The following is an 18,845-nucleotide window of genomic DNA, read 5'->3' as shown; positions in this document are numbered from 1 at the left end:
ACCGGAATTCCATTCATGCGCATTCCTTCCACCCAGGCCCTGCGGTCGCTCGAGAGTTTTGCAAGGCACGGCAGCGTCTGGCGTGCTGCGGAAGAGCTGCATCTCACCCGCAGTGCGGTCAGCCATCAGCTGCGCCTTTTGGAGCGCGACCTCGGCTTCGAACTGCTGCAACGCGACGGCAAGGGCGTGGCGCTCACGCCGCGCGGCCGCAAATATGCCAATGACGTGCGCAAGGCGCTGATCGTCATCGACGATGCCGGCGGCCGGCAAAGCCCGGCAGGTGTCGGCGGATCATTGTGCGTGAGTTCGACGGCGGGCTTCGCGTCGCTGTGGCTGTGCACCCATATCGCCGAGTTTCAGCAGAAATATCCCGACGTCGCGCTGCGCATCGTCACGCCGCGCAAGCTCGACGACGTGACTGATTCCACTGTCGATATTTTTATAGCCTTCGGCGACGGCAACTGGCCGAACCGCGCGGTGGAACTGCTGTGCGAGGTAGAATTCACGCCGCTGTGCAGCCCGGTGCTGCTCAACAAGATCGGCGGCATCGCCGAGCCAAGAGACCTGTTGCGCGCGCCGCTGCTGCATCTGGGCGATTTCGAGGACTGGACCCGCTGGATGGCGCTGGCCAATGTCGAGAACCCGGATTCGGAGCGCGGCATCATCTTTTCCGACATGAACCTTGTCTATTCCGCCGCCATCACGGCGCAGGGCGTTGCCATGGGCGATGAGCTCACCTGCCGCAAAGCCATGAAGGCAGGTCAACTCATCCGTCCGTTCGACCTCAGCATCAAGTCGCCGAAGTCGTATTTTCTCGTCACGGATTTCGCCAAGATCGAGCATCCGGCCCAGCTGGCGTTCACGGAATGGCTGAAATCGCGCCTGTCGCAAACGCGCAACGCATGAGGTCAGGAATAACATCTGCTCATGCTGGCGTGAATTTCATTCACGTATCGCGGCAATATATTTCAATTGTCGTCACCGGAGATTGTGCCTAGGCTTTCCCGAAAAGAAGGGGAAAGAGGTCAATCAATGCCTCAACGCATGCAACTGGGCGATGCGAAAGCCGCCGAGATCAAGGCTGTTTCCATTGGCAAGACGTTCGGTGCATTCCGTGCGCTGAAGGATTTGTCGCTCGACATCGGACGCGGCGAGTTTCTCACCCTTCTCGGTCCTTCCGGATCGGGAAAAACCACATTCCTGATGATTCTCGCCGGCTTTACCGCGCCGAGTGAAGGCCGCCTGATGATGGATGGCCGGGATATCACCGATGTGCCGGCCGAAGACCGCTCCTACGGCATGGTGTTCCAGGGTTATGCCCTGTTCCCGCACCTGACGGTTGAACAGAATATTGCCTTCCCGCTCAAGGTGCGCGGTCGCTCCGCCGCCGACATCAAGCGCTGCGTCGGCGAGATGGTCGAGCGGGTCGGCCTCATCGGGCACGAGAAAAAGCTGCCGACAAAACTCTCCGGCGGCCAGCAGCAGCGTGTTGCTCTTGCGCGGGCGCTGGCTTTCGAACCCTCGGTGCTGCTGCTGGATGAGCCCTTCTCCGCTCTCGACAAGAATTTGCGTGAGATGATGCAGGAGGAAGTCAAACGCCTGCATCAGGAAACCGGCACGACCTTTGTTTTCGTCACGCATGACCAGTCGGAGGCCCTCGCTCTGTCCTCCCGCGTGGCAATTTTCAACCATGGCGAGCTTTTGCAGGTCGGACGCCCGCAGGACGTCTATGAACGGCCGGCCAATCGCTTCGTCGCGGAGTTTCTCGGCGAGATCAATCTTCTGCCGCTCGATGCGCTGCGCCTCGATGGCGACAGGGCGGCCGGGCAGTTCGAGGACAGGACCATCGTGCTTGCCCGGACCAAACCGCAGATCGGGCCAAAAGCCGTCGCCGCCGTGCGCCCCGAACATATGACCATCGCGGCAGCGCCGCAGAACGCCGGGCACAATGCCATCGCCTGCCGGGTCGAGGATGCGACCTATCTCGGCGCCGTCACCCGCTATCACCTGAAAACCCGCACCGGGGCATCGATCGCGGTGTCGATGCCGACGGTTGCAACGCCGCCCTTTGCGCACCGCGCCGATGTCTGGGTGTCCTGGCCCATAGAACAGGGGTTTTTACTGCCGCACCAGACCTAGAACCACGCATACGGCCACAGGGCCGGACATACGGAATGTGACAATAACAATCCTAGGGGAACACAATGGATCACGCATTTCAAAAAGACTGCCTGGAAATACTGGCTGAAAAGGTGGAACGCGGCGAAATCAGCCGCCGCCGGTTTACCCAGATGGCCGCGATGCTGCTGGCGGGTGCGCCGGCCCTCATGCGCTCGAACCGGGCACTGGCACAGGCGAAAGACCTCGTGCTGGTCAACTGGGGCGGCGATGCCATGACCGCCTATGACAAGGCCTATGGCCAGCCCTTCACCAAGGAGAGCGGCATTGCCGTCAAGATGGACGGTTCCGGCCCGACGGAAGGCGCCATCACCGCCCAGTTCAAGAGCGGCAAGCCCAGCTGGGACCTGATGGACATCGATCCCTTCTCCGGTATCACCTTGGGTAAGCAGGGCATGCTCCAGCCAATCGACTACGCCATTGTCGACAGGAAAAAGATGCGCCCCGGCTTCGGCTGGGATCATGCGGCATCGACCTATTTCTTCTCCTACATCATCGCCTATGACTCGTCGAAATTCGGCGATCACGTGCCAACGGGGATGGCCGACTTTTTCGATGTGAAGAAATTCCCCGGCAAGCGCTCCCTCTACAAATGGGGCTCGGCGATGTGGGAAGCGGCGCTGATGGCCGATGGTGTGGCGCCGGAAAAACTCTACCCGCTCGACCTGAAGCGCGCCCATGACAAGATCGCCGCCTTCAAGGAAAACGTCGTGGCCTATTGGGGCGGCGGCGCCGAGAGCCAGTCCGTGCTCATGGACGGCGAAGCCTCCATGGCGCTGATCTGGTCGACCCGCGCGCAACTGCTCGAAAAGGATTCCGGCGGCAATATCAAATTCGTCTGGGATCAGGGCCTGATTTCACCCGGCGCCCTGGCCGTCATGAAAAACAATCCCGGCGGCAAGGACAATGCGATGAAGTTCATCGCCAGCGCGCAGACGCCGGAACGCCAGCTGCAGATGTTCGAACTGCTCGGACAGGGCCCGGCCAATCCGGCCACCGATGCGCTCATTCCAGCCGACAAGAAGCGGGTCAATTGCGTCGATCCGGCCAACATGGCCAAGCAGATCCCGCTGAACATGGAATGGTATGCCGAACACTATGCCTCGGCTTTCGACGAATACACGAAAGTCATCTCGGCTTGAGCATGGCTTGGTGATCTTCCCCTTGCGGGGGAGATCACCGGCCGCATTTTGACAGCAACAGGGATTTTGAATGGGAAAGTCGGCGACATCACGAACAATCCTGCTGCTTGCGCCGCTGCTGCTGTTTCTCGGGCTTGCCTATGTGGTGCCGTTTCTCGGTGTCGTCAGATGGAGCGTCACCCTGCCCGAACCGGGGCTTGGGCAATATCGCGCCGTGCTTACCGATCCGCTCGTCCAGTCCGTGTTCATCCGCACGCTGCGCATCTGCCTGATCGTCACCGCCGCCGTGCTGGTCATGGCCTATGCCATCGCCTATGTCTGGGTGCGCGGCACACCGGTGCAACGCATGCTGGCGGAATTCTGCATTCTCGTGCCCTTCTGGATTTCCGTGCTGACCCGCGCCTTCGGCTGGCTGGCGCTCCTCTCCAATCGCGGCCTCATCAACACCTGGCTGCAGGCGGCCGGTATCATCAGCGAACCGCTGGCGCTGGCTCGCAACGAGTTCGGCGTCATCGTCGGCATGACGCATTTTCTTATTCCCTTCGCGGTCTTTCCCATTGCCTCGGCCATGCGCGCCATTGACGAGCGCGTGCTTCTGGCGGCGCGCGGCATGGGCGCATCGCGCAGCCGCATCTTCTGGAGCGTCTTCGTGCCGCTGACCTATGGCGGCCTGATCGGCGCGGCGCTGATCGTCTTCGTCTTCGCCCTCGGCTTCTTCGTCACCCCGGCCATTCTCGGCGGCGGCCGCAGCGTCATGGTGGCAGAACTGGTGTATCTGCGGATCTTCCAGAGCCCCGACTGGGGGCTCGGTGCGGCGATCAGCGTGGTGCTGGTGCTGTTCATCGGCATCCTGCTCGCACTCATGCGCCGCTTCATCAAACCCGCGCATCTGGTGGGCTGACCCATGCAATCATCCCGTCCCGGTCCCGTCCTCCTGATCATTGCCACCGCTGTCGCACTGTTCCTGCTGATGCCGCTTCTGGCCGTGGTGCCCGTCTCGTTCACGCCGCAACGGTTTCTGTCGATGCCGACGGGCACGCTGTCGCTGCGACATTACCAGGCCCTCATCGACAATCCGGCATGGGGACAGAGCGTGCTGCTCAGCCTGCGCATCGGCATTCTTTCCAGCGCGATCGCCACGGTGCTCGCCACCCTGTTCGGCCTCGGCATCTGGATGTTCCAGCCGCGCTTTTCCGCGCTGCTCATCGGCTTCGTGCTGCTGCCGCTGATCGTCCCACCCGTCGTATCGGCCATGACGCTGTATTTCCTCATGACGACGCTTTCCGCCTTCAACAGCTTCATCGGCTATGACACATGGATCGGCGTGGCGCTGGCCCATGCGGTGATGATCACGCCCTTTGCCGTGGTTCTCATCCTCGTCGCGCTGTTCCAGGTGGACCGGCGCATCGATCTCGCCGCCCGCGGTCTTGGCGCTGATCTGACCACCCGCGCCTTCCGCATCATCATTCCCAATATCAAATTCGGCATCGCCACCGCGGCGCTGCTGTCCTTCGTACTGTCCTGGGAGGAGATCGGCGTTACCCTGTTCATCACCAGCGTCAATGCCATTACCCTGCCACGCCTGATGTGGATGGGCCTGCGCGACAATATTGATCCTGCCATCGCCGCCATTTCCGTGCTTCTGATCATCGTCACCGCGGTCATCCTCGCCCTGAGGATTTTCATCGAACGGCGCGGGACATCGGAGACAAAATGATTGCAGACCATAGTGTAGCAGCGCTTGAGGCGATAACCGGCGCGGGCGGAATCAAGACGGGCGACGCCTTGCGGGCCATTCATCCGGGCTCCGATCCGTACAATCTCGATGCGGGGCTGATGGCCATCCCCCGAAATGTCGAACAGGTCTGCGCCATCGTCAAATTCTGCAACGACAACCGGATCGCCATTGTCCCGCATGGCGGGCGCACCGGCCTTGCCGGCGGCGCCGTCTCGCAGAGGGACGAAATCATTCTGTCGCTGGCTGCGCTCAACCGCATCGAATCCGTACACGCGGCGGCGGGAACCGCCATCGTCGAAAGCGGCGTCACCCTGCAGGCGCTGCAGGAGGAAGCCGCCAAGGTCGGCCTTACCACCGGCATTGACATCCCCTCGCGCGGCAGCGCCACCATCGGCGGCATGATTTCCACCAATGCGGGCGGCATGGAAGCATTCCGGCTCGGCGTCATGCGCCAGCGCGTGCTGGGGCTCGAAGTGGTCCTGCCCGACGGCTCCATCATGAGCGATCTCGCCGAAGTGACCAAGAGCAATGAGGGATATGACCTGAAGCAGCTTTTCATCGGCGCGGAAGGCACGCTCGGCATCGTCACCCGCGCCGTCCTCGCACTGGCGCCGGTCGACCGGTTTACCGCCACCGCACTTGTCGCCTGCCCGTCCGCCGCAACGGCGGTGTCACTGTTCCAGACGCTCCGGCAGGATCGCGCGCTGCGTCTGCTGCGCACCGAATTCATGGCGCAGAACTACTTCAGCCTTGCCGTCGAAGCCCTTGGTCCCGCATCGCTCGCCGCATTCACCGCAGCGCCGGTCTATCTCATTGTCGAAACCGAAGGCCTCGACCAGCAAGCCGCACAAACAGCGCTGGAAGAGGCGCTTGGCGCTGCCATCGAAAACGAACTGGTGCTCGACGCCATCATTGCCCAGAGCGGCAAGGAACGGAACGACATCTGGAATATCCGCGAAGACAGCAATGTCATCACCCGTGCCTATCCGCATGGCTACTGGTTCGACATTTCCGTGCCGCTGCAGCATCTGGATGCCTATCTCAGGCAGTTCGACAGCGGCGTCGCGTCGCTCGGCGCCGATGTCAGGGGCTTTGCCTTCGGCCATCTCGGCGACGGCAATCTGCATATCTGCGTGGCCGGCGAAGATGAGAACCCGCACAAGGATGCGGTCAAGGACATCGTCTATGCCAACCTGCGGCAGATGGGCGGCTCGTTTTCCGCCGAACACGGTATTGGCCTTGAAAAGATGCCGGAACTGCAGGCGCTGGCCGACCCGGTGAAACTTTCCCTGATGCGGACGATCAAGCGGACCATCGATCCGAACGGCATCATGAACCCGGGTAAAATTATTGGTTAGCCATTCAAATAACACATGGCATTACTGGTGTGCGTGGTTCGACAAGCTCACCATGAGGGAGATTGGTGCTTTGCAGGGAGCCATATTCTGCAGGAGTGTTCAAACTCAACATTTCCGATTGGCCTTGCAGCCCGCCATCTCCCTCATGGTGAGCTTGTCGAACCACGCACGATATCATTGCAACAAGCGTATTCTGCTCTTCCCAGCCATGTCGCTGAGAACAAAGCATGTGGCGCGTTCGGGCTTCTCGGGCACCCCATGCAGGGTTATCGTTTCAGCCATGGTCCAGCCATTCTCCTATCGGCTTTGTACAGGCCGGGTGCAGTCCCTGCGTCCGGTGCTGCTGCGAACGGCCATCTCCACCACCATAAAACCAACAAAAGGGGTTCTCACATGAAGACACTATTGATGAGCAGCGTCATGGCCTTTGCCCTGATGGGTGCCGCGGGCACGGCATCGGCAGCCGAGTGCGGCGACGTGACCATTGCCAGCATGAACTGGCAATCGGCGGAGGTTCTCGCCAATCTCGACAAGATCATTCTCAACAAGGGCTATGGCTGCAATGCCGACATCGTGCAGGGCGATACGATCCCGACCCTGACATCGATGACCGAAAAGGGCCAGCCGGACATCGCTCCCGAAGGCTGGGTCGATTTCATGCGCGATATCCTCGACAAGGCCGTTGCCGATGGCAAGCTCGTTTATACCGGAAAATCGCTGTCGGACGGCGGCGTGCAGGGCTGGTGGATTCCGAAATACATCGCCGATGCCCACCCCGACATCAAGACCATCGACGATGCGCTGAAACATCCCGAACTGTTCCCGGCACCGGAAGACGCTTCCAAGGGCGCTGTGTTCAATGGTCCTCCCGGCTGGGGCGGCACGCTGGCGACCGCACAGTTCTTCAAGGCCTATGATGCGGAGAAGAAGGGCTTTACCCTGGTTGACACCGGGTCAGCCGCCGGCCTCGACGGGTCGCTCGCCAAGGCCTATGAACGCAAGCAGGGCTGGGTCGGTTATTACTGGGAGCCCACCGCCCTCCTCGGCAAGTACCAGATGGTCAGGCTTGATCACGGCGCGCCTTTCAACGCGGCGGAATGGAAGCGCTGCAACACTGTGGCCGATTGCGCCGACCCGAAAAAGAACGCCTGGGAACTGGCCGAAGTGGATACGGTGGTCACCAAGAAGTTCAGCGAAAAGTCCGGCCCGGTCATGGACTACCTGAAGGCGCGGTCATGGTCCAACAAGACCGTCAACGAACTGCTCGCCTGGATGACCGACAATCAGGCAACCGGTGAAGACGGCGCAAAATACTTCCTCAAGAACCACGAGGACATCTGGACCAAATGGGTCAGCGCCGACGTGGCCGCCAAGGTCAAGGCTTCGCTGAAGTAACAATAGCTGACGTCATTTATCTCCCCCCTTGTGGGGGAGAAAGCGATTTCAGCATCTTAGCCTCTTGGCTAAGTGCTAGAAATCGCAAGAGAGGGGATTTTGGAGAACTTGAATTTCCCCTCTCTTGGATTTTCTAAGGATTTAGCAAAGGGGCTAAATCCAAGAAAATCCGTTCTCTCCCGCAAGGGGAGAGATACCCAATCCCGCCCGGCGGCAACTTCACATGACAATCCTCAAAACCGGATGGCGTAACGCAGCCCGTCATAGATGGCGGCATGGATATTGCGGGCATGCACCGCATCGCCGATGCGCAACAGATCGAATTGCCCCTCCGCCAGCCGCTGCGGGAAAATGGCGCCGCCATTGACCAGATTGCCGTAATCCACCGCCCCGCCATTGCGCGACAGCGGCTTTAACTCGCGGTAGAGATCATCGATCGGCAAAGTGCCGTGCTCGACAACCACCTGATCCACCAGCCGTTCCTCGTGATAGTCCGGATCGAAATCCGAGCCCAATGTCGCGACAAGCTGGTTGCCGTTGCGGGCGACGCTCATCAGCCGCGTGTTGATGGTCACCCGCACCCCGTGCTCGTGGAACGCGCGCATGTAAGGCACGTGGTTCATGCCGCCCATTTCAGGCGCGAAAAACCGTTCCGGGCTGACGAGTTCGAGCTTTGAACCGGCGCGCGCGATCATCTCCGCCGCACTCATGCCCTGATGGCCGCCATTATCGTCATAGAGCAGCACCGTTTCGCCCGGCTTCACCGCGCCTGCCAGGATATCCCAGCTCGAGGTGACCAGATCATCGCCCGCCGCCAGGGGCGGATTTTGCGGCAGTCCGCCGGTGGCGATCACCACCACATCGGGTGAAAGCCCAAGCACATCGCCGGATTCGGCCCAGACATTGTAGCGCAGGGAAACACCCAGCCGCTGCAGCTCCTCGAGCCGCCAGTCGACAATGCCGATCATCTCCTTACGCCGCGGATTCTGCGCGGCAAGGCGCACCTGCCCGCCCGCATGGTCCGAAGCCTCCAGCACGGTGACGCTGTGCCCGCCTTCGGCCGCAACACGCGCCGCCTCCAGTCCGGCAGGCCCTGCCCCGACGACGACCACATTCCGGCTGGTTGCCGCCTTGGCGATGGCGTGCGGCATGGTGCCTTCGCGGCCGGTCGCCGCATTGTGGATGCACAGGGCCTCGCCGCCCTCATAGATGCGGTCGAGGCAGTAGGTCGCGCCGACGCAGGGGCGGATGCGATGCTCCTCGCCCGCCTCGATTTTCCGCACGATATGCGGGTCGGCGATATGGGCGCGGGTCATGCCGACCATGTCGAGCTTGCCCTCGGCAATGGCGTGGCGCGCGGTGGCCACATCGGCGATGCGCGCCGCATGAAAGACCGGGAACTTTGTTTCCTGCCGGACATCCCCGGCAAAATCGAGATGCGGCGACGAGCGCATGCCCTGCACCGGAATGACCTCGTTGAGCGCCGCATCCGTATCGATATGGCCGCGAATAATGTTGAGGAAGTCGAATTTGCCCGATGCCGCGATGCGCCGGGCAATCTCGACGCCCTCCTGCCGCGACAGGCCCTTTTCCCAGTCCTCGTCGGCCACCATGCGGATGCCGACGATGAAGTCCGGGCCGACGGACCGGCGCACGGCGTCGATCACCGCCCAGGTGAAGCGCAGGCGATTGTCGAGCGAACCGCCATATTCATCCTCGCGCCGGTTGGTGGCGGGCGACCAGAACCCGTCCATGAGATGGCCGTAGGCCTCGAACTCGATGCCGTCGAGCCCGGCCGCCTGCATGCGCTGCGCCGCCGATGCATAGTCGGCAATGATCCGCTCGATATCCCAGTCTTCCGCTTCCTTGGGAAAGGCCCGGTGCGCAGGCTCGCGCACCGGCGAAGCCGAAACGACGGGCAGCCAGTCCGCCTTGTTCCAGCTGGTGCGGCGGCCAAGATGCGTCAGCTGGATCATCACGGCGGCACCGTGTTCATGACAATCGTCGGCAAGTTCGCGCAGCCAGGGCACGATCTCGTCCTTATAGGCATGAAGATTGCCGAAGGCCGGCGGCGACTCGCGCGAGACGACCGCCGACCCCGCCGTCATCGTCAGGGCGATGCCGCCCTTGGCCTTCTCCGCATGATAGAGCCGGTAGCGCGTCTTCGGCATTCCGTCTTCCGAATAGGCCGGCTCGTGGCTGGTCGACATCAGACGGTTTTTCAGGCGCAGATGTTTCAGCTGATAGGGTTGCAGAAGCGGATCGGCATGTGAGGGCAATGGTCTGGGTTCCCGTTGTTTTCCGCGATCCTACAGCGGGAATCACCCGACGGGTTTCTCCCGCGCGACCTATTGTGGTGCGGATTCGTCAGATGCGCATCGCGGCCCGTCCAGCCTTGCGATTTCAGTGCAAATCGTACCGGCATTCACAACCGCTTGATCGCAAAGAAATTCCCTAAATCCGCTCGGCCGCGCCGCGTCTACATCCTGGATGAAAATTTTTCATGCCGTATTTCGCATGGGTGCAACCAACAGCGGAGAGATCGCCCCGATGATCAGTGAAATCACCTGCCCTGACAACAAGAGCGCCCTGTGCGCCGACATCATGAACGGCCTGCCGGAATGGTTCGAGGAACCGGATGGCATTGCTGCCTGCGCCAATCTGGTGACCGGGCTGCCCGTTCTCGCCCATACGGACGGCGGAACCTGCACCGGTTTCATCGCGCTCAAATACCACCCGCCGGCGGCGGCGGAAATCCTTGTGATCGCCACACGCCGGGAATTCCATGGCCGGGGGATCGGCCGTTCCCTCCTCCAGGCCGCCGAAGCCCATGCGCGCCAGTCCGGCTGTTCGCTACTGACGGTCAAGACGCTGGCGCCGCGCGGCCGGCATGAACCGCATCTCGACAGCACGCGCGCCTTCTATGACCGCAACGGTTTTCTCAAGGCGGAAATCTTCCCCACATTGTGGGCGGAAGGTCATCCGTGCCTCTTTTTGGTCAAACCGCTGCACTAGGCGATCACCGCAAATCTCCTGTCCGGAGCCGGTTTTGCTCGACCCATCGTCATGCCGCCGCGCTTCTACCGTGTTGATGAAATACGATGCGGCTTGGAATTGTTCTGCCAACCGGTGTATAGGCAGGTCCGGCAGGGCCTTGCCCGCATGCTAAAGCCCGCATTGTAAGGAAAGACGCGCGTCGACATGACCATAGCGAATTCGCAGAAAATCACCGCATGGGAAGATATCACGGCTGCCGTGAACAATTTTCATCTCGCCGCGCTTCTGGGCTGGCAGGACGTGGCGCAGCGTTACCGGCGCTCCAGCGTGGGCGCCTTCTGGCTGACCATCAACATGGGCGTGCTCATCGGCGCCCTGGGCCTGATATTCGGCACCATTTTCCGCTCGCCCATGTCCGAGTTCCTGCCCTTCATCTGCGTCGGCCTCATCATGTGGGGGTATTTTTCGCAGCTGATCAACGAGGGCTGCCTCAGTTTCATCTCCAATACCGAGACGATGCTGCAATTGCCGCTGCCGTTCTTCACCTATGTCCTGCGCACCTGGTGGCGCAACTCCATCATCCTGTTCCACAACATCGTCATTTTCCCCATCGTGCTCTTGCTGTTCGGCAAGTTCATGGGATGGACCGCCCTGCTGGTCTTCCCGGCGTTCGTTCTCGTCTCGCTCAACCTTCTGTGGATGATGGTGGTGCTGGCGGTGGTGTGCACGCGCTATCGCGACCTGACTCAGATCATCCAGAATGTCATGCAGGTCGGCATGTATGTGACGCCCATCATGTGGCAGCCGCACCAGTTGCCGGCGGACAAATCCATGCTGATGCTGGATCTCAACCCGTTCTATCATCTCATCAGCGTGGTCCGCGAGCCGCTGCTCGGGCAGACGGGCACCGCGCTTAATTGGGGCGTGGTTGCCGGCATGGCCATCATCGGATGGATCATCGCCCTGCTCTTCCTCAACCGCTACCGCTCGCGCATCACCTATTGGCTCTAAAACCCTTTCGGCACGCCCCACCATTTTCCTGCGAAGGCCAACATGACTTCTATGATACTCGATAACGTCACTGTGGATTTTCCGATCTACAATGCGAAAAGCCGGTCCCTCAAGAACCAGGTCATGAGTCTGGCGACGGGCGGCACCATCGGCTCGAACGCCGAAGGCCATGTGATCATCCGCGGCCTGGAATCGATCAGCCTGAGCCTGAACGACGGCGAACGGCTCGGCCTGATCGGGCACAACGGCTCGGGGAAAACCACGCTCCTGCGCGTGATGAGCGGCGTGTACTATCCCTCCGGCGGGCGCATCGCCATCAACGGCAAATGCACCTCGCTGATCAACATCTCGCTGGGCATCGATGCGGAAGCCACGGGGCGGGAAAACATCCGCATCCGCGGCGCGCTGCTCGGCTTTTCCAAGCGCGAGATGGCCGCCAAGCAGGCGGAGATCGAAGAATTCTCCGAGCTCGGCAACTTCCTCGACATGCCGGTCAGGACCTATTCGACCGGCATGCAGCTGCGCCTGGCCTTTTCGATCTCGACCGTCATCCAGCCGGAAATCCTGATCATGGACGAATGGCTGGCAGCGGGCGACGAAAGCTTTCAGAACAAGGCCAATGAGCGCCTGCACGACCTCGTCAACAAGACCAAGATCCTGATCATCGCCAGCCACTCCAGACAGTTGCTCCTCGCCAATTGCAGCCGTATCGTCTGGCTCGAGCATGGCAAGGTCAAGATGGATGGCGATGCCGAAACCGTCGCGAACGCGTATTTCGGCCATCAGTAGCGCCAAGCGCGAAACATGCTGGAGACATCCGGGTCGCTCTTGACCCGCGCGGAGGGACAATGCCTCCTGACACGAGGCTGTCAGGAGGCCTGCTGTATGCGGGGCCATCGCGATGAAGGATCCATTCCATGCATGACACAGAGATGAACCGCCTTTTCGAGAGATTATGGCGCGGCGAAGCGGCCATGGAAGAATGGAGCGCGGCGGTTGCCGGCGGTTCCGCGCAGACCGTCAGCGACGATATGATTGTTGTCTCCACGCATTACGTCGTCGGCAATGTCACGGCCATCCGCACCGGCGCCGGGCTGGTGCTCATCGATACGGGCGGCAGGGAGACCGCGCGGGAAACGCTTGATGTGATCCGCCGCTGGGACAGCAGCCCCGTCCACACGGTTATCTATACCCACGGCCATATCGACCATACCTGGGGTGCCCGGCTCCTCGACGAGGAGGCTGACGCCAACGGTGTTGCCCGCCCGCGGATCGTTGCACACCGCAACGTCTTGCAGCGCTTCGCACGCTATGACCAGTCGCAGGATCTGAACAGTCTCGTCATGGGACGCCAGTTCAACAAAGCCGGCTATGTCTTCCCCGGCGAGCACCGGCGCCCCGACGACGTCTATGACGATCGGCTCAGCCTCGATATCGGCGGTCTGCGCATGGAACTGACGCACGGGCGCGGTGAAACGGACGATGCAACCTTTGTCTGGCTGCCGCAGAAGAAAATTCTGGTCAGCGGTGATTTCGTCATTTGGGTGTTCCCGAATGCCGGCAATCCGCGCAAGGTGCAGCGATATCCGCAGGATTGGGCGTCAACGCTGCGCAACATGCATGCGCTCGAACCCCACATCCTGGTTCCCGGCCATGGACCGGTCGTTGCCGGCGCCGCGCGCGTGGCGCAGATGCTGGATGACGCTGCCAGTGCCCTGGAGAGCCTCGTCAGCCAGACACTTGAGCGGATGAACAGGGGAGACACGCTGAATTCAATCCTGCAGAGCGTCCGCGTGCCCTCGGAGCTTCTCGGCAAACCCTATCTTCTGCCGAAATACGATGATCCCGCTTTTGTCGTGCGCAGCGTCTGGCATCTCTATGCCGGCTGGTTTGACGGAAACCCCGCGCATCTCAAGCCGGCGGCTGACCGGGACCTCGGCCGGGAAATCGCGCACCTTGCAGGCGGCGTCGAAAACGTCACGCAACGAGCCGAGGCGCTGCGGGCCGCGGGCCAGGCGCGCGTGGCCGCACACCTGATCGAATTTGCCGTGGCAGCCGCGCCGCAGGACAAGGCGGTTCACCGCGTACGCGCGGCCATCTATGCCGACTGCATCGTCGAGGAGACCTCCTTGATCGGCAAGGCGATCCTGGCCTATTCGCAGCGCGAGTCCGAAGAACACCTGCCATAGCAGGCTCAGGCGGCAAAGCGCCGGACCTTGCATGCTTCGCCGGCACAGGGCCGGGATGGCCGCCATCCAACCATTCTTATCTGGCTTTGTTTCTCCTGCCGGCGGGTGTGCACCCGGCAGCCTTCTGGCGCCCGCGCGACCCAAGTAGGGACATCGTCGTCACCTTGATTTCCTGATGCAACCGTTGTTGGATACTTCCGGGATATTGGAGGAAAAAAGCAAATGACAAAGCACAAGTCATCATCTCCAGCACTGTCGAACGAGATCACAACCGATCAATACTATGATCGCGGAGGTTCCGTGAAGGTCAGATGGCCCTTTGGCATCGAAGTAATCAGGATCCATATTCCACGTGACTGTCATTATAAAGTAAAACTGGCACCCACCGACGAGAACGAATACAACGTTGACGTCATCACCAGCCGCGGGCTGACACGCGCCGAAAAAGATTGCATTGCAACCGCCTATTATGAAACGACGCCCTTTGTCCTGGAGTCCGACATCACGTTCGTGGTTGCGCAACGCGGCTTTACCGATGGTGTACCCGATGCGGAGTGGACGACCAACAGCGGCCCGAGTTTTTGACCTGATCCGCGACGCCCCGGGCTTTCCCCCTCTTTCCGCCCGGGGATGACCGCTATTGTTCTGGTATTGCCAGCGGCATCCACGCGGATGATGACGGGTCTGGTCCCCGGAGCCTCATTCTGCCATCGCCGCGTTCAGCAATCCTTGGATCAGCCTGGAGTTCACACCATCAGGATTGTGCAGACCGTAATGATCATACCATTTCTGGGGCGCTTCAGGGTGCGGCCCGACCAAAGTCGCGCTGCCTTTGCCAAATGCGTAACGAGCGGCCGCCAGATCGCCATTCTGATAATGGGCAAGTTCCCGGAAACCTGAATTCGCATGATTTCTGGGCAGATGCGGACCATCCTGAAAATATGTCCACAATGACGCCCCTGCCCATTGAACCGGCACCACGTGATCGCCGATATCGGACACGGAAAACCCCGGCCTCCCGACCTCGGAATCCGTTTCTCCTTCGACGATGTCAAAGCCCAAATCCGTACCGAGATACGCGCCCATGCAAATTCCAAAATACCGGCCGCCTTTGGATACAAAATCCCGGACGGCCTGGATGCCCGCCTTGCCCAGGCTTCTCCTCGCGCCGTCAATGTCCTGTCCGCCGCCGGGTTGTACATATAAGGAAGCTCCAATGAAACTGGATGGCACCAGCTTCAGCTGCTCATTGGGGCCGATGAATTTAACATCAAAATGGAAGGTGCTGTTCCTTAGGGCTTCGGCGGCCGCCGATGAACAATCATCACAACCGGCGGGCCCGCGATATACGAGCGCAACGGCGGATTGCGACGCATTGGCGGGAGCATTCAACACGAGAAAACATGCGAGAAGTGCGTATTTTGCAGCGCTGAACATCAGAACAATTCCTTTAGAGTGATGCGGTGCGATCTACCCTAAATCGAATTGCGGTTTAATTTTGAGAAGGAACCAGCCAGCGCAAGCTGTACGGAGCGACGGCGCCTAGAACCTCAGGCCGGCCTTTGCATTGAAGCCATGACGAATGGCGCCGCCTTCTCCAAGCGTGGTGTTGTAGGCAAGGCCAAGATTCAGCCCCTGGTCGAGCACCACGTCGAAACCCAGGCCCAGTCGGACCGCGTTGCGCACCGTGCCATCCCCCTTGAGACTGAACAACGGGCCGCCGGACCAATCGATATAATTCAGGTCAATGTCGCTCGCATTTGCCATGTCGTAGCGCCATTCGGCTTTCAGGTTCGGCGTGAACGTGTAGCCGGTGAAACGATAGGTATAATCCGTCTCAAAACCCACCACGGCAACGAGTGAATTCACCGTCTGGCTGCCGAAGCGCAGGCTGTTCGATCCGCCGTCCCTTTCGTTGAAGGCATCGAGCTTCGTCCAGGATGCGTCCATCCCGACATAGGGGGTGAAGTAGAGGGCATCCCGGCTAATTTCATAACCGGCCTTCACGCTGCCGAACACCTGCTGCCCATCGCGGGAACCATTGGCGAAGCCGCCATCGTCCGTCAGATAGCGCTTGCTGTCGAAGGAAAGCGCGCCATAGCCGAGCACGGCTTCCAGATAGGTGTTCCTGATCGGCCGCCAGCTCGCATAGGTTCCGATGCTCCAGCTTTCACCTTCGCTGCGCGTACCATTGCTGCCAATATCCGTCCTGTCCCTGCCGTAACCAAGACCGATACCGGCGGTCAACCGTTCGTTGAAACGGTAATCCAGCCCGGCACTCACACCGGAGGTTGTAAAATCTCGGGCCGAACCGGAGGATTTGCCGGATGTATCGCCAATGTCGACCTGACCCGCCGTCCAGACGCCGAAGCGGGACGGAGCGGGCTTTTCCGCGACCACTCTGTTGAACGGCTCGGCAGGCCGGGTCCGTCTCGGCTCGGTAAAAAACCCGAGCGGCGTTGCGTCGGCCGGGTCGCGCCGATCCTTTGCCCCGTCGTCACGGCGCGGCGTGTTCAGGCTGATGCCCTGGCTGGACTCATTGCCGCCGCCCCGGCGCAGCTGGCGCAACCGGTCGCCATAATTCGACAGCTGGGCATCGGCAAACCGCCGTGCGCCTTCCGCCTGGGCATTGACGATACCGATGACTTCCACGTCCTTTGATGGGTCGGCCCTTGCCATCACCGTAATCGTAACATTGGCGGGAGCCGATGTGGTGAATGCATTGCCAAGGGTATAGCTGACCGTAGCAACACCGCTGAACGTGGCGGCGGGTGCAAAATCCAGCTGGAAAGCCCGGCTGCCGCCGTTGCCGCTGTCGCGAATGGTTGCGGTGCCTGACCCCGATGGACTGAGCGACACCATGGTCGCGGCGGTAAACGGACCGCCGGTTGCACCTTCTGTCAGGTTTACCGTCACCGGCGTTCCCGCCCGTGTGGTGACGGAATGGGCAGCGGCCACCGGCAGCGGATTGACCGTCAGCGTGATCGTGGCCGGCAGCGACGTTCCGAACACGTTGCTCAGCGTATAGCCGATGCTGACCGCGCCTGACGCCCCTGCTGGCGGCGTGTAGATGATATTGGTGCCCGATACGGTCGCGCTGCCAAAAGCCGGAGGGGTAACAATGGCCGCGCCCGTGAACGGACCGCCGGTGGCGCTCGCCGCCGTGTCAATGGTGGTGGCATGTCCAGCCATCGTTGCAGCGCTATGCGCAGCGGCGACCGGGACAGCCAGCGGCGATACGGTAATGGTGACCGTCGCCGGGGCAGACGTGCCGCCGGGCCCGGTGACGGTGTAGGTGAAGATATCGGTGCCGAAGAAGTTTGCGGCCGGGGTATACACGGCGTTAAGACCGTTCACGGCCACCGCGCCATGCAAAGGCGCGCTGGTGACGGCAATGGAGGTTATTATACCGCCATCGTTGAAAATCACGGGAATGGTGACGGCCTGGTTGGCCAAGGTTGCGGCGGCATCGTTGACCGCAACCGGCGCGGCCTGATTGATTATCAATGTGTAGGCCTGAACGCCGGTGATACTCTGGTTGTCGGTGGCGGTTACAGTGAAACTGAACGCTCCAGCCTGAGTCGGTGCACCAGACAAAACGCCCGCGCTGCTTAACGTTATGCCGTTGGGCAACGCCCCGGATGTGATCGCAAACGTATAGGGGCCCACCCCGCCGGTCGCCACCATTGTTTGGGAATAGTTGACGCCCGATGTGCCGTTGGGAAGGGTTGAAGGCGACAGGACGATGATGACCGGCGGCGCATTGACCACCAGCGAATAATTATTCGTGGCGGAAAACGGCGTGCCGGGGCCCGTGCTGCTGTCCGTCGCCTGCACGCTGAAAGGGAAAGTACCGCTGGCGCTTGGCGTTCCCGTTAGGGCTCCCGTCGCGGTGTTGAATGTCATGCCCGCGGGAGGTGCGCCGCTCACAATCGTGAACCTATAGGGGGCTGTGCCACCACTGGCAGAGAATGTCTGGCTATAAGCGGAACCAGAACTGGCATCCGGCAGCGTCGGCCCTACCGGACTTAACGTCACTGTCGATGGCGATACATTCAGCGTGAAAGCGCCGGTGATTGTGAAAGGGCCGCTACCGGTGCTGCTGTCCTGCGCACTCACGGTTATGCCAAAGCTGCCGGCAACCTGCGGAGTCCCGGAGAGGGTAACGCTGTTGCCTGTCACTGACGTGACGGTCACGCCATGCGGGACGCCGCTGATGAAAGCGATACGGAAAGGCGCTTGGCCGCCAGCGAAAGTGTAGGTCTGCGTATATGGGGCGCCAACCTGGGCGGTATGGGACGACGATGGTGTGACGGTAAAACTAGGTGGTGAGATCGTCACTGTAACAGTGGCTGGAGCCGACGTTCCGCTCGAATTGGTGGCGGTATAGGTGAAACTGTCAGCTCCGGCATAACCGCTTGCCGGCGTGTAGGTGATCGTCGTTCCGGATGCTGACGCAGTCCCATGCACTGCAGCGTCTGCGACCGCCACAAATGTCGGCGCGCCGCCGCCAATACGGAGTGTTACAGAATTGGCAGTGCTGCCATAGGCGACAGTGACCATTGCGGGATTTGCAACCGGCGCTGTCTGGGCCTGCGACAGGGCGGGCCAGAATACGGCCAAACAGATGAAGAACAGCCATGCCGCCAATAGTGTTGGGCGCGCACCCCATACCTGCCGGTGGGGGACAAGCCCCTCCGGCCAATTCGATCTCGGCATTATTCCCCTCGCCCCACACCATTCCCGACGCAACCATCATCCGTAATGTGCGCCGTTCATTGCATCAATACGGCAGATGCCGTAGTTCCGGCCTATTTTGATCAGAAGCGGAGCGACC

General features: G+C 60.9%; 15 protein-coding genes. 12 read left to right on the top strand and 3 right to left on the bottom strand.

Annotation, left to right across the window (positions count from 1 at the left end; all coding sequences use genetic code 11):
* Window positions 1-15 precede the first annotated feature (15 nt).
* From ACIQWS_RS07165 to ACIQWS_RS07135, 7 genes are all read left to right on the top strand, one after another.
* Entirely contained in the window at window positions 16-906 is an 891-nt protein-coding gene (locus ACIQWS_RS07165; protein WP_403173636.1) for a LysR substrate-binding domain-containing protein, read from the top strand.
* A 126-nt stretch (window positions 907-1,032) separates the two neighbouring features.
* Complete coding sequence (locus tag ACIQWS_RS07160) at window positions 1,033-2,139, top strand: ABC transporter ATP-binding protein (protein WP_403173632.1); 1,107 nt, start codon at window positions 1,033-1,035, stop codon at window positions 2,137-2,139.
* A 65-nt stretch (window positions 2,140-2,204) separates the two neighbouring features.
* The gene (locus ACIQWS_RS07155) at window positions 2,205-3,320 is read left to right on the top strand and encodes an ABC transporter substrate-binding protein (protein ID WP_403173621.1); all 1,116 of its coding nucleotides are present in this window, start codon (window positions 2,205-2,207) and stop codon (window positions 3,318-3,320) included.
* Between the two features lie 70 nt (window positions 3,321-3,390).
* Entirely contained in the window at window positions 3,391-4,221 is an 831-nt protein-coding gene (locus ACIQWS_RS07150; RefSeq protein WP_346307238.1) for an ABC transporter permease, read from the top strand.
* Between the two features lie 3 nt (window positions 4,222-4,224).
* Window positions 4,225-5,037 carry an ABC transporter permease gene (locus ACIQWS_RS07145; RefSeq protein WP_223615083.1) on the top strand — a complete coding sequence of 271 codons (813 nt, stop codon included), beginning with the start codon at window positions 4,225-4,227 and terminating at the stop codon, window positions 5,035-5,037.
* On the top strand, window positions 5,034-6,416 hold the full coding sequence (locus ACIQWS_RS07140; RefSeq protein ID WP_403173602.1) for an FAD-binding oxidoreductase: 1,383 nt from the start codon (window positions 5,034-5,036) through the stop codon (window positions 6,414-6,416). Before ACIQWS_RS07145 ends, ACIQWS_RS07140 begins: the two co-directional genes overlap by 4 nt.
* A gap of 393 nt (window positions 6,417-6,809) precedes the next feature.
* On the top strand, window positions 6,810-7,811 hold the full coding sequence (locus ACIQWS_RS07135) for an ABC transporter substrate-binding protein (protein ID WP_403173601.1): 1,002 nt from the start codon (window positions 6,810-6,812) through the stop codon (window positions 7,809-7,811).
* Between the two features lie 233 nt (window positions 7,812-8,044).
* Here the strand turns inward: ACIQWS_RS07135 and ACIQWS_RS07130 are convergent, their stop codons facing one another.
* The gene (locus ACIQWS_RS07130) at window positions 8,045-10,090 is read right to left on the bottom strand and encodes an FAD-dependent oxidoreductase (RefSeq protein ID WP_403173597.1); all 2,046 of its coding nucleotides are present in this window, start codon (window positions 10,088-10,090) and stop codon (window positions 8,045-8,047) included.
* 271 nt (window positions 10,091-10,361) lie between these two features.
* Here ACIQWS_RS07130 and ACIQWS_RS07125 point away from each other — a divergent pair, with 271 nt between their 5' ends.
* The 5 genes from ACIQWS_RS07125 (at window position 10,362) to ACIQWS_RS07105 (ending at window position 14,593) form a co-directional block, all read left to right on the top strand.
* Window positions 10,362-10,826, top strand: coding sequence for a GNAT family N-acetyltransferase (locus tag ACIQWS_RS07125; protein WP_403173592.1), 465 nt, complete (start codon window positions 10,362-10,364; stop codon window positions 10,824-10,826).
* Window positions 10,827-11,012: 186 nt separating this feature from the next.
* A complete protein-coding gene (locus ACIQWS_RS07120; protein ID WP_403173588.1) occupies window positions 11,013-11,819 on the top strand; it encodes an ABC transporter permease in 807 nt (268 codons plus the stop codon).
* A 42-nt stretch (window positions 11,820-11,861) separates the two neighbouring features.
* Complete coding sequence (locus ACIQWS_RS07115) at window positions 11,862-12,608, top strand: ABC transporter ATP-binding protein (RefSeq protein ID WP_223615090.1); 747 nt, start codon at window positions 11,862-11,864, stop codon at window positions 12,606-12,608.
* A 128-nt stretch (window positions 12,609-12,736) separates the two neighbouring features.
* Window positions 12,737-14,008 carry an alkyl sulfatase dimerization domain-containing protein gene (locus ACIQWS_RS07110; protein ID WP_403173581.1) on the top strand — a complete coding sequence of 424 codons (1,272 nt, stop codon included), beginning with the start codon at window positions 12,737-12,739 and terminating at the stop codon, window positions 14,006-14,008.
* Between the two features lie 222 nt (window positions 14,009-14,230).
* Window positions 14,231-14,593 carry a hypothetical protein gene (locus tag ACIQWS_RS07105; RefSeq protein ID WP_403173575.1) on the top strand — a complete coding sequence of 121 codons (363 nt, stop codon included), beginning with the start codon at window positions 14,231-14,233 and terminating at the stop codon, window positions 14,591-14,593.
* Between the two features lie 114 nt (window positions 14,594-14,707).
* Here ACIQWS_RS07105 and ACIQWS_RS07100 read toward each other — a convergent pair whose 3' ends face one another.
* On the bottom strand, window positions 14,708-15,445 hold the full coding sequence (locus tag ACIQWS_RS07100; protein WP_223615093.1) for a BPL-N domain-containing protein: 738 nt from the start codon (window positions 15,443-15,445) through the stop codon (window positions 14,708-14,710).
* Window positions 15,446-15,550: 105 nt separating this feature from the next.
* Window positions 15,551-18,727 (bottom strand): autotransporter domain-containing protein, encoded by a 3,177-nt coding sequence (locus ACIQWS_RS07095; RefSeq protein WP_403173562.1) that lies wholly within the window; start codon window positions 18,725-18,727, stop codon window positions 15,551-15,553.
* Window positions 18,728-18,845 lie beyond the last annotated feature (118 nt).

It is taken from the genome of Phyllobacterium sp. NPDC097923, from assembly GCF_044760925.1.
Classification (GTDB): Bacteria; Pseudomonadota; Alphaproteobacteria; order Rhizobiales; family Rhizobiaceae; genus Phyllobacterium; species Phyllobacterium calauticae.
The sequence above is the reverse complement of the archived record's forward strand: the minus strand, read 5'-3'. Positions and strand labels throughout refer to the sequence as shown.

Bases quoted from the DNA above. Each gene is read 5' to 3' on its own strand.
- ACIQWS_RS07165 (WP_403173636.1), top strand. From the start codon at position 16: ATGCGCATTCCTTCCACCCAGGCCCTGCGGTCGCTCGAGAGTTTTGCA.
- ACIQWS_RS07105 (WP_403173575.1), top strand. From the start codon at position 14,231: ATGACAAAGCACAAGTCATCATCTCCAGCACTGTCGAACGAGATCACA.
- ACIQWS_RS07160 (WP_403173632.1), top strand. From the start codon at position 1,033: ATGCCTCAACGCATGCAACTGGGCGATGCGAAAGCCGCCGAGATCAAG.
- ACIQWS_RS07115 (WP_223615090.1), top strand. From the start codon at position 11,862: ATGACTTCTATGATACTCGATAACGTCACTGTGGATTTTCCGATCTAC.
- ACIQWS_RS07155 (WP_403173621.1), top strand. From the start codon at position 2,205: ATGGATCACGCATTTCAAAAAGACTGCCTGGAAATACTGGCTGAAAAG.
- ACIQWS_RS07135 (WP_403173601.1), top strand. From the start codon at position 6,810: ATGAAGACACTATTGATGAGCAGCGTCATGGCCTTTGCCCTGATGGGT.
- ACIQWS_RS07145 (WP_223615083.1), top strand. From the start codon at position 4,225: ATGCAATCATCCCGTCCCGGTCCCGTCCTCCTGATCATTGCCACCGCT.
- ACIQWS_RS07110 (WP_403173581.1), top strand. From the start codon at position 12,737: ATGCATGACACAGAGATGAACCGCCTTTTCGAGAGATTATGGCGCGGC.
- ACIQWS_RS07125 (WP_403173592.1), top strand. From the start codon at position 10,362: ATGATCAGTGAAATCACCTGCCCTGACAACAAGAGCGCCCTGTGCGCC.
- ACIQWS_RS07150 (WP_346307238.1), top strand. From the start codon at position 3,391: ATGGGAAAGTCGGCGACATCACGAACAATCCTGCTGCTTGCGCCGCTG.
- ACIQWS_RS07120 (WP_403173588.1), top strand. From the start codon at position 11,013: ATGACCATAGCGAATTCGCAGAAAATCACCGCATGGGAAGATATCACG.
- ACIQWS_RS07095 (WP_403173562.1), bottom strand. From the start codon at position 18,727: ATGCCGAGATCGAATTGGCCGGAGGGGCTTGTCCCCCACCGGCAGGTA.
- ACIQWS_RS07140 (WP_403173602.1), top strand. From the start codon at position 5,034: ATGATTGCAGACCATAGTGTAGCAGCGCTTGAGGCGATAACCGGCGCG.
- ACIQWS_RS07100 (WP_223615093.1), bottom strand. From the start codon at position 15,445: ATGTTCAGCGCTGCAAAATACGCACTTCTCGCATGTTTTCTCGTGTTG.